The sequence below is a fragment of the Lentzea waywayandensis genome, from assembly GCF_900115955.1.
Classification (GTDB): Bacteria; Actinomycetota; Actinomycetes; order Mycobacteriales; family Pseudonocardiaceae; genus Lentzea; species Lentzea waywayandensis.
The window spans coordinates 116950-128378 of the sequence record NZ_FOYL01000010.1; the positions used below are offsets into that span (position 1 = coordinate 116950).

6 protein-coding genes are annotated in these 11429 nt (G+C 68.4%); 3 read left to right on the top strand and 3 right to left on the bottom strand.

Going from position 1 to position 11429, the window contains the following annotated elements:
* The first annotated feature begins 39 nt into the window (after positions 1-39).
* Both BM417_RS32070 and BM417_RS32075 read left to right on the top strand, forming a co-directional pair.
* Positions 40-723, top strand: a complete 684-nt coding sequence (locus BM417_RS32070) for a TetR/AcrR family transcriptional regulator (protein WP_090065711.1) — start codon at positions 40-42, stop codon at positions 721-723.
* Positions 723-1031 carry a DUF4873 domain-containing protein gene (locus BM417_RS32075; RefSeq protein ID WP_093602312.1) on the top strand — a complete coding sequence of 103 codons (309 nt, stop codon included), beginning with the start codon at positions 723-725 and terminating at the stop codon, positions 1029-1031. Before BM417_RS32070 ends, BM417_RS32075 begins: the two co-directional genes overlap by 1 nt.
* Here the strand turns inward: BM417_RS32075 and BM417_RS32080 are convergent.
* The 3 genes from BM417_RS32080 to BM417_RS32090 form a co-directional block, all read right to left on the bottom strand.
* Positions 1028-8515 (bottom strand): DUF7927 domain-containing protein, encoded by a 7488-nt coding sequence (locus BM417_RS32080; RefSeq protein ID WP_093602314.1) that lies wholly within the window; start codon positions 8513-8515, stop codon positions 1028-1030. The two genes, BM417_RS32075 and BM417_RS32080, sit on opposite strands and share 4 nt — an antisense overlap.
* Positions 8516-8708: 193 nt before the next feature.
* Entirely contained in the window at positions 8709-8933 is a 225-nt protein-coding gene (locus tag BM417_RS32085; RefSeq protein ID WP_093602316.1) for a DUF3107 domain-containing protein, read from the bottom strand.
* 43 nt (positions 8934-8976) lie between these two features.
* Positions 8977-9618, bottom strand: coding sequence for a ferritin-like fold-containing protein (locus BM417_RS32090; RefSeq protein WP_093602318.1), 642 nt, complete (start codon positions 9616-9618; stop codon positions 8977-8979).
* A gap of 226 nt (positions 9619-9844) precedes the next feature.
* Here BM417_RS32090 and BM417_RS32095 point away from each other — a divergent pair, with 226 nt between their 5' ends.
* On the top strand, positions 9845-11428 hold the full coding sequence (locus tag BM417_RS32095) for a DEAD/DEAH box helicase (RefSeq protein ID WP_093602320.1): 1584 nt from the start codon (positions 9845-9847) through the stop codon (positions 11426-11428).
* Position 11429: the final 1 nt, after the last annotated feature.

Genomic DNA, 11429 nt, shown 5'->3' on the forward strand with positions numbered 1-11429 from the left:
TTACTTGAGGTAACGGTTACTTCTGGTAGCGTGCGTCACATGGCACGCACTGTCAAGGGGCCGGACGCGCGACGTGAGCGGTGGAAGGGTCATCGCGAGCAGCGCAGGGCGGAGTTCGTGGAGGCCACGATCGCCGCCGTGGCCAGGAAGGGCCCCGACGTCGGCATGGACGACGTGGCCGCGGAGGCGGGCGTCAGCAAGCCCGTGCTGTACCGGCACTTCACCGACAAGTCCGACCTGTACCTGGCAGTGGGTCAGAAGGCCACCGAGCTGCTGATGGACCGGATGGGTCCCGCGCTGATCGCCGACGGCCCGATCCGCGGCCGCATCCTGGGGATCGTCGACGCCTACCTGTCGGTGATCGAGGAGAACCCGAACCTCTACCGGTTCGTGGTGAAGGGGTCGTTCGTGGACCGCCCGGTCGAGAAGGACGTCGTCGCCGAGGACAAGAACCTCATCGCGTCGACGCTGGCCAGGATCCTCGGCGACTACCTGCGTTCCTTCGAGATGGACTCCGGCGGCGCCGAGCCGTGGGCGCACGCGCTCGTCGGCATGGTGCAGAACGCGGGCGACTGGTGGCTCGACCGCCAGACCATGTCCCGCACGAACCTGAGCGAGTACCTCACCACGCTGATCTGGCACGCCATCGACGGGCTGCTGCGCTCGGCGGGCGTCCAGGCAGACCCGGCAAAGCCACTCACCCCGCTGCGATTGGTTGACTGATGAGCGAGCACGAGCACGACGAAGAGGGCTACAGCGGCACCGCCACCCTCGTCTTCGGAGAAGAAGAAGTCGCGGTCGAGGTCGATCTGCGGGGTTACTTCCAGCCGATCGACGGCCGCTACCACTGGTACGGGCGGATCAAGAAGCACGACGACGTCACCAGCCGGGTCGAAGGAGGCGCGCGGACCGCACTGCTGCGCACCCCCACCGGGCAGGCGGAGGGGACGCTCACCGACCCCGACCCGTGGGGCCGTTACCGGGTCGGTGGCATCTCCACTCCGCCCTACAAGATCGAAGAGCCGGCCTAGGCCCTTCGCCTGATCAGCACACCCGCGAGCAGCAGGACCAGGCCGAACGCCGCCAGGGGCAGGGCCGGGAAACCGGTCCACGCGATCGGCGGGTCCTGCCGCACCTTCACGGTCGCGGAGCACCTCGGGTCGGAGCCGCCGGGCCGGCAGTTCGAGCCCGGCACGTCCGAGCTCACCACGTTCCGCAGCTCACCGGGGCCGCTCGCGGTCACCCAGTACGTCACCGTGGCCGAGGCCCCGACCGCGAGCTCGCCGGACCAGGTCAGCACCGGCGACGTGAACGTGCCCGCGTCGGTGCCGCCCCACGTCGCCGCCTTCAGCACGTCGGCCAGCGAGTCGGTGAACGACCCGGTGATCGGCGTCTGGCCGGTGTTCCGGACGGTCACGGTGTAGGTGATCTTCTCGCCCGGCTTCGCGTCCGCCCGGTCCGCCTTCTTCACGATCTCCAGGCCCGACACCGGGGTCTCGGTGCCACACGCGTCACCGGGACAGTTCGACGGCGTGTCCGACGTGACCACGTTGCGCAGCTTGAAGTCCCCGGTCGGCGGGTCGTTCACGCGCACCCGGTACGTCACCGTCCTCGTGGCCCCGATCGCCAGCTCACCGGTCCACGTCAGCTTCGGCTTGGCGAACACACCGGCGTTCGTGTCCACGAAGGACGCGTCGTCCAGCACGCCGCTCAGGTCGTCGACGAAGCTCGCCTGGGGCAACGTGGTCTGGCCGGTGTTCGTGACCGTCACGGTGTAGGCGACGAGGTCGCCGGGCTTCGCCGAGGTCCGGTCGGCCTTCTTGAGGATCTCGAGCCGCGGCACCAGCACCTCGACCGCGCAGCCGTCGCGGCAGTTCGAGCCGGGGGTGTCGGACGTGACGACGTTCTTCAGCCGCAGGTCGCCCTTGCCCGTGACGGTCACCGAGTACCGCACCGTCTCGGACGCACCGACAGCCAGATCGCCCTTCCACGTCAGCTTCGGCGCCGCGTAGGTCGCGAGACCCGAGGTCGACGCCGCGTCGCCGTTGTACGTGGCGTCGTCGAGCACCTCGGTCATGTCGTCGACGAACGCGGCGTCGCGCAGCATCGTGGCGCCGGTGTTCGTGACGACGATCGTGTAGGTGACCTTCTCGCCCGGCCTGGCCTCGGCCCGGTCCGCCTTCTTGACGATCTGGAAGCCGGCGATCGGGGTGTCCGTGGTGCAGCCTTCCGTGCAGTCCGTGTCCGGGACGTCCGACGACACCACGTTCTTGAGCCGCTTGTCGCCGTCGCCGGTCACCTTCACCGAGTACGTGATCGTGACCGACTCGCCGACCGCCAGGTCACCGGTCCAGGTCAGCTTCGGCGACGTGAACGTGCCCGCGCTCGTGCCGACCCAGGTCGCGTCGTCCAGCACACCGCTCAGATCGTCGGTGACCGTAATTCCACTGTGGACTGTCCGGCCGGTGTTGGTGATCGTCACCGTGTACCTGACCTCGTCACCGGGTTTCGCCGATTCGGGCTCGGACGTCTTCACCAGCTTCAGTCCGGCGACCGGTGTGACCGTCGTGCACTCGACGCACTTTCCACCCGGCGTGTCGGTCGTCACGACGTTGTCGAGGCTGAAGTCACCCTTCACCGGGTTGTTCACCTTGACCGAGTAGGTCACGGTCACCGTCGCGCCGACCGGCAGGTCACCTGTCCAGGTCAGCTTCGGCGACGTGAACGTGCCCGCGCTCGTGCCGGCCCAGGTCGCGTCGTCCAGCACCTTGCTCAGGTCGTCGACGAACGACGCACCCACCAGGTCGGTCTGGCCGGTGTTCACGACCTTGACCGTGTACGTGACGGTGTCGCCGGGCTTGGCCGACTTCACGTCCACGCTCTTGCTGACCTCCATGCCCGGCAACGGAGTCGACGTCGAACACTTCGGGTCCGTCGATCCCGGCGGGCAGTTGCCACCGGGGGTGTCCGAGGTGACGACGTTGTTGAGCCGGTGGTCGCCGGCCGCGGTCACCTTCACCGAGTACGTGATCACGGCCTGCGACCCGATCGGCAGCGTGCCGGTCCAGGTCAACGCCGGTGCCGCGAACGACACCTCGCCCACGGTCGCCGCCGCGTCGTCGTTCCAGGTCGCGTCGTCCAGCACGCCGGTCAGGTCGTCGCCGAACGACGCGTTCTGCGCGGTCTGGCCGGTGTTCTTCACCGTCACCGTGTACGTGACGACATCACCCGGCACCGGCTTCTCCGGCGCGACCTTCTTCACGATCTCCAGCCCCGCGACCGGGGTGTCCGTGGTGCAGCCCTCGGAGCAGTCGGTGCCCGGGGTCTCCGACGACACCACGTTCTTGAGCCGCTTGTCCCCCGCACCCGTGACCTTCACCGAGTACGTGACCGTCACCGACGCACCGACCGCCAGATCACCGGTCCACGTCAGCTTCGGCGCCACGAACGACACCGAACCCGCTGACGCGGCCTGGTCACCGTTCCAGGTAGCGTCGTCCAGCACCCCGGTCAGATCATCGGCGACCGAGATTCCACTGTGGACGGTCTGCCCGGTGTTGCTGATCGTCACGGTGTACTTGACGGCGTCACCGGGTTTCGTCGTGGCCGGCTCCGACTTCTTCACCAGCTTCAGCGCGGCGACCGGGGTGTCGGTCGTGCAGCTCGGCACGCAGTTGTTGCCTGGGGTGTCGGACGTGACGACGTTCTTGAGCCGTTTGTCGCCCGCACCGGTCACCTTGACCGTGTACGTGACGGTCGCCGTCTCCCCCACGGCCAACTGCCCGGACCAGGTCAGCACGGGCGAAGCGAACACCCCGGCGCTCGTGCCGATCCAGGTCGCGTCGTCCAGCACACCGGTCAGGTCGTCGCGGAACGACGCGTCGAGCACGGTCTGACCCGTGTTCCGCACGGTCACCGTGTATTTCACGGTGTCGCCCGGTTTGGTCGACGCAGGCTCGGCCGTCTTCTTGATCTCCACACCCGACACAGGTGTCGTGGTCGTGCAGTTCGGCACGCAGTTGTTGCCGGGGGTGTCGGACGTGACGACGTTCGTCAGCTGGTGATCACCCTTGCCGGTCACGACGACCGTGTACTTGATGGTCGCGGAGCCACCGATCGGCAGCACACCGTTCCACGTCAGCACCGGTGACGTGAACGTGCCCGCGTCGGTACCGCCCCAGGTCGCGTCGTCCAGCACCTTCGTCAGGTCGTCGCGGAACGACGCGTTCAGCTCGGTCTGCCCGGTGTTCCGCACGGTCACGGTGTAGGTGACGGTGTCGCCGGGGTTCGCGGACTTCCGGTCGACCTCCTTCACGATCTCCATGCCGGGCAACGGGGTCGTGGTCGAGCACCTCGGGTCGGCCGAACCCGGCGGGCAGTTGCCCGGAACCTCGCTGCTGACCACGTTGACCAGCTTGTGGTCGCCCTTGATCGGGTCGTTGACGCGCACCACGTAGGTCAGGGTCGCCGAGGCGCCGACCGCGAGATCACCGGTCCACGTCAACGTCGGCGCGGCGAACTCCGCCTTGCCCGTGGAGGCCTGCACGGACACCCAGGCAGCGTCGTCGAGCACGCCGGACAGGTCGTCCGTCACCTTCTCGCCGGTCAGCGGCACCTGGCCGGTGTTGGTGATCGTCACGGTGTAGGTCACCGCGTCACCGGGCTTGGCCGACGCGGGCTCGGACTTCTTCTCGATCGTCAGCTCACGGCCGGGCGTCTCGGTGCTGCACGAAGGGTCCCTGGAGCCGGGTGGGCAGTTGTTGCCGGGCGTGTCCGAGGTGATCCTGTTGTTGAGCCTCTTGTCGCCGGGGTTCGGGTTCTTCACCGTCACCGTGTAGGTGATCGTGGCGGTACCGCCGATCGGCAGGTCGCCCTTCCACTCGAGCCTCGGCCACACCAGCGTGACCGCGCCGACTGTCGCCTGCGCGTCGTCGTTGTAGCGCGCGTCGTCCAGCACCTGCGTCAGGTCGTCGGTGAACGACGCTCCTGTGTGGACGGTCTGGCCGGTGTTGGTGACCTTGATCGTGTAGGTCACGGTGTCGCCGGGCACGACCTGGTCGCGGTCGTCGGACTTCTCGATCCGCAGCCCGGCGACCGGCGTGCTGGTCGAACACTTCTCGCCGCCAGGACAGTTGGCACCCGGCGTGGTCGACGTGATCACGTTGTCCAGCTTGAAGTCCGCCGGATCGCCGACCTTCACCGTGTACGTGACGGTGGCCGTGCCGCCGACCGCGAGGTCACCGGTCCAGGTCAGGCGAGGAGACGCGAAGGAAGCCGAACCCGTTGAGGCCTCAGCGGAAACCCACTCGGCGTCGTCGAGCACGTCGGTCAGGTCGTCGGTGAAGGTGGCGCCCTGCAACGGGGTCTTGCCGGTGTTGCGCACGGTCACCGTGTACTTGACGGTGTCGCCGGGCTTGGCCGACTGCCGGTCCACCGACTTCTCGAACTCGACACCGGACACCGGCGTCGTGGTCGTGCAGTTCGGCACGCAGTTGTTGCCGGGCGTCTCCGAGGTGACGACGTTCGTCAGCTGCTTGTCGCCCTTGCCGTTCGCGACCACGGTGTAGGTGACGGTCGCCGACTCGCCGGGGGCCAGCGCGCCGTTCCACGTGAGGGTCGGAGACACGAAGTTCGCCGTACCGCTGGAAGCCGTCACGCTGCCCCAGGTCGCGTCGTCGAGCACCTGCGTCAGGTCGTCGGTGAAAGAGGCGTCGAGCGGCGTCCTGCCGGTGTTCCACACGGTCACCGTGTACTTCACGGTGTCGCCGGGGTTCGCCGTCTGCCGGTCGACCTCCTTCTTGATCTCCACTCCGGAAACGGGCGTCGAGGTGCGGCAGTCCGCGTCCGCCGAGCCTTCCGGGCAGTTGCTGCCGGGCGTGGTCGACGTGATCACGTTGTCCAGCAGGTGATCGCCCTTGCCGGTCACCTTCACGGTGTACGTGATCGTCGCCGTACCACCGACGGTGAGCGCCCCCGTCCAGGTCAGCACGGGCGAGGTGAACGTGCCCGCGCTGGTGCCGATCCAGTCGGCGTCGTCCAGCACCTTCGACAGGTCGTCGGAGAACGTGGCGTTCAACGGCGTCTTGCCGGTGTTGGTGACCTTCACCGTGTAGGTGACGGTGTCGCCGGGGTTCGCGGACTGCCTGTCCACGGCCTTCTCGATCTTCAGGCCGGCCACCGGAGTCGTGGTGCCGCACTTCGGATCCGTCGATCCCGGCGGGCAGTTGCCGCCCGGCGTGCTGGACGTGATCGCGTTGTCCAGCTGGAAGTCGCCCTTGACCGGGTTGGAGACCTTCAGCGAGTACGTGACGGTCGCGGACCCGCCGATGGGCAGGTTGCCGATCCAGGTCAGCTTGGGCGAGACGAACTCCGCCACGCCGGAGGAGGCCGTCGCGGAGACCCAGGCCGCGTCGTCGAGCACCTTCGCCAGGTCGTCGGTGAAAGTGGCGCCCTGCAAAGGAGTTTTACCGGTGTTCGTGACGGTGACGGTGTAGGTCACGGTCTCGCCGGGGTTCACCGACTGCTTGTCGGCCTGCTTCTCGAACCGGACACCGGACACCGGGGTGTCGGTCGTGCAGCTCGGCACGCAGTTGTTGCCAGGCGTCTCCGAGGTGACCACGTTCGTCAGCTGCTTGTCGCCGTTGCCGGTGACGACGACCGTGTAAGTGACGGTCGCCGACGCCCCGACGGCCAGCGCACCCGTCCAGGTCAGCTTGGGCGAGGCGAACGTGGCCGTGCCGGAGGAGGCCGTCGCGCTGCCCCAGGTCGCGTCGTCGAGCACCTTCGTGAGGTCGTCGGCGAACATCGCGTTCAACGGCGTCTTGCCGGTGTTGGTGACCTTGACCGTGTACTTCACCGTGTCGCCGGGATTGGCGGACTGCCGGTCGACCGACTTCTCGATCTTCAGGCCCGGCGTGTTCACCGTGGTCGAGCAGTCCGGGTCCGTCGATCCGGGCGGACAGTTGCCCGCACTGCTCACGACGGCGTTGCGCAGCTGGTGGTCGCCGGTGATCGGGTTCTTGACCGTCACGGAGTAGGTCAGCGTGACCGTCTTGCCCTTGGCGACGTCGCCGGTCCACGTCAGTTTCGGTGCGGCATAAGAGATCGTGCCCGACGTCGCGGCCTGGTCGTTGTTGAACGTCGCGTCGTCCAGCACCTCGGTGAGGTCGTCGGACACGGTCAGGCCGGTGACGTCCGTGGCGCCGGAGTTGGTGATGGTGACCGTGTACGGCACCTGGTCGCCGGGGTTCGCGGTGGTCTGGGGAGTGGACTTCTTGATGTCCAGGCACTCGACCGGCAGCCGGTAGTCCTCGACCTCGCCGCTGTCCGCGAGACCCGTCGCGTTGGCCGCCTGATCGGTGTTGTAGCTCGCCCGGAACCGCGCGTAGGTGTTACCGCACTTGACGTTCTGCGGAATCTTCCAGGTGATCGTCGCTGATCCCGCGCCGGCCGCGAAGCTCGCGCACGCGCGTTCGTTGGTGTCGAACGAGCCGTTGCCGTTGAAGTCGATCCACGCGCACACCCGGCCGGCCTGCGAGGCGCCGGACAACGTCACGGGCACCGAGTAGTCGTCACCGGCGTTCGAGCGGGCCAGCCGCGGGAACGCCGCCACGCCGTCGTCGAGGTCGTCGCCGTTGGGCAGGTTGTTGTCCGCGCCCGCCGCCACCGCCTTGGGGCTCGGCGTGGTCGAACCGAGGTTGATCGTCGCGGGGTTGTCGACCGACACGCCCGAGCCCAACGCCAGATCGCCGACGACGTGGCTGGCCGCCGCACCGGTGTCGTAGCTCGCGGGCGCGTCACCGAAGTCCTCGTCCACCGAGACGCCCGCGACGTAGAAGTCGTCAGTCGCGTTGCTGCTGTTGGTGAGCATGTCGACCTGGAAGCTCACGGAGCTGACCGTGCCGTTCATGCGGACGCTGCCGCACGACGCGGGGGCCGACCTCGCGCCGTTGGAGTTGCACAGCACGTTGAGGTTGCGGTTCGGCGCCTCGATGCGGGTGCCGTTCTGCCCGATCGTCATGTTCGTCGCGCCCGCGAGCGGCCCGTCCAGCGTCACTCCGGGCGTGGTCAGGGTGTGCGCGACGTGCGTGCTGCCGGTGTTGCCGATGGTCGCGCCGCTGCCCGCGATGTGCAGCACGGGGTCGCGCACCGGCCGGTTGAACGAGAACGTCAGCGTGCCCCGGTTGAAGCAGTCCACGAACGCGGCACATCCCGCACCGGCGGCGGTGAGACCGATCAACGCCGTGTTCGCGGGAATCTGAGGCCGGAAGTTGCCGGGCACCGCCCCGCGGTCACCGGGAGGCGAGTTCAGCGTGGTCAGCCGCAGGTTCGCTCCGGACACCGACGCCGTGACGACCGCACCGGACGTCAACGTCGAACGCGCCGACGCGTTCACCGCCGGCAACGAGGAACTCGTGGACCAAGACCCGGCCGCGTGCGTTTGGTACGCCTGCGCGGGCAGGGAGAAGGTCGTTGCCGAGACCACGAGCAACAGGGCCAGCAGGGCGGCGCGCATAGCACTCCTCAAGAGCGTGACGACTCCGTCACGCTAGGTGCGCGCACATGCTCCTACCAGCGAAGTCACCGCTTCAGGCGACCTCGACGCCCAGCCGGACTGCGGGTCGGGCGGCGGTGATCGATACTGCGCCGTTCCTGAACGAAAAAGGCCCCGGTCGTGACGACCGGGGCCTCTCTCACGTTCTGCCGTCTCAGGCGCCGAACCCGACCTTGCGCGAGTCCTGCGGGCCGATCTCCACGTACGCGACGCGGCCAGCGGGCACGACGAACCGCGCACCCTTGACGTCCACCAGCGACAGCACGCTGGACTTGCCGGACACCGCGTCCGCCACCAGAGCCTCGACCTCGGACGGGTTGAGTTCACTGGTCACGACGAGTTCGCGCCCGCTGTCCGCGACGCCGATCCTGACCTCCACGCTGACCTCCGTGCTCAAGAGAAAAATCTACGGCCGAGCCTACCTAGCCGAGACCCAGCTGCGTCATGCGCCGCGCGTGCGACTGCTGAAGCCGGCGGAACAGCTGACCGATCCCGGCGAGGTCCCCGGAGCCCCGGATGATCAGCTCGGAGAGGCCGTCCCGCTCCGCCACCACGTACTGGGCCTGCGTCAACGCCTCGCCGAGCAGCCGCCGGCCCCACAGCGCGAGCCGGTCGCGCACCCGCGGATCGGTCTCCACGGCGGCCAGGACTTCGCGTTCAGCGAACGCCGAGTGACCCGTGTCGGCGAGCACCGCGAGCACCAGCGCCTTGGTCGGCGCGTCCAGCCACTCCGCGATCTCGCGGTAGAAGTCCGCCGCCAGCCCGTCCCCGACGTACGCCTTCACCAGCGACTCCAGCCACGACTTGGGGCTCGTCGACTCGTGGAACGCGTCGAAACCCTTCACGAACGGCGTCATCGCGTCCTCGACGGTGATGCCTTCGGTCGCCAGGTGCTTCTGAAGCAGCGTGAAATGCCCGATCTCGGCCGCGGCCATCTGCGCGAGCGCAGCGCGTCCCGCCAATGTCGGCGCCGTGCGCGAGTCCTCCGTCATCCGGTCGAAAGCCGAGAGCTCGCCATATGCAAGCGCTCCCAGAAGATCGACAACACCCTCCGCAACACCCATGAGACGCAAGCCTAGTGGTCAAATGTGTCTGGGCAGGTAGAATGGCCTCGGACGCCCGGCGTGACGAGTGTGACGACCACGCTGCGCGGCGCAGAAATGGTGCGCGTACACCTTTCCCGCAGCTGCTCATCTAGCGCGGTCGAGAGGCCCGGCCAGGGCTCGTACGCGCTTGGTACGAGAGAGGCTGATCACCCTGACCGCTGAAGTAGAAGCACATCTGGACCCGGTGGCACTCGAACACAGCGAGGCCGGAGTTCCCGAGGAAGACACGTCGCACCCGTTGCTGGCAGATGCCCCGGTGCAGTCCGAATCCCCCACGTTCGCCGAGCTCGGCGTGCGTCACGAGATCGTCAAGGCGCTCGGCGAAGCCGGCATCGAACGCACCTTCGCCATCCAGGAGCTGACGCTCCCCATCGCTCTCGCCGGTGACGACCTCATCGGCCAGGCCCGCACCGGCATGGGCAAGACCCTCGGGTTCGGCGTGCCGCTGCTGCACCGCGTCGACCTGCCCGGCGACGGCACTCCGCAGGCCCTTGTGGTCGTGCCCACCCGTGAGCTGTGTCTCCAGGTCTCGCACGACCTCACCGACGCGTCGCGCCACCTGGGCGTGAAGGTCGCCGCGATCTACGGCGGCATCCCCTACGAGCGGCAGATCGCGCAGCTCCGCAAGGGTGCCGATGTCATCATCGGCACGCCCGGCCGTCTGCTCGACCTGGCCGAACAGCGCCACCTGGTGCTCGGCAAGGTCCGCATGCTGGTGCTGGACGAGGCCGACGAGATGCTCGACCTGGGCTTCCTGCCCGACATCGAGCGCATCCTGAACATGGTTCCCGACGAGCGGCAGACCATGCTGTTCTCGGCGACCATGCCGGGCCCGATCATCACGCTGGCGCGCACGTTCCTGAACCAGCCGACGCACATCCGTGCCGAGGAGAACGACGCCGGCCAGACGCACGAGAACACCTCGCAGTTCGTCTACCGGGCGCACTCGATGGACAAGCCGGAGATGCTGGCCCGCGCGCTGCAGGCCCGTGACCGAGGCCTGACGATGGTCTTCGCGCGCACCAAGCGGACCGCGCAGAAGGTCGCCGACGACCTGACCGAACGCGGGTTCGCCGCGGCCGCCGTGCACGGTGACCTGGGCCAGGGCGCGCGCGAGAAGGCGCTGCGGGCGTTCCGTGCCGGCAAGGTCGACGTGCTCGTCGCCACCGACGTCGCCGCGCGCGGCATCGACATCGACGACGTGACGCACGTCATCAACTACCAGTGCCCCGAGGACGAGAAGACCTACGTCCACCGCATCGGCCGCACGGGCCGTGCCGGGCGCAACGGTGTCGCGGTCACGTTCGTCGACTGGGACGAGACGCACCGCTGGGCCTCGGTCAACGACCTGCTCGGCCTCGGCCAGCCGCTGCCGGTGGAGACGTACTCCACGTCCGACCACCTGTTCGCCGACCTGGGCATTCCGTCCGGTTCCACGGGCCGGCTGCCGCTGAGCCACCGCACCCGCGCGGGCCTCGACGCCGAGGAGGAGGAGAAGCTCGACACCGGCAAGCGCAAGCGCCGCAGCAGTCGTCGTCCCGGCTCCACCCCCGCCGGCGCCGAGCAGGCTCCGGAGGCGAACACCGAGGAGACCAGGCCGAAGCGTTCCCGCTCGCGCACGCGCAGCCGCGCGGGCGTGACGCAGGAGGGCGAGCAGGCGCCGTCGGCCGAGGGCGGCGAGAGCTCCGCGAAGTCCGCCTCGGACAAGCCGCGCAGGCGTCGGCGTCGCCGAAGCTCTGCCGAACAGGCCGCACCTTCGGCAGACTGAT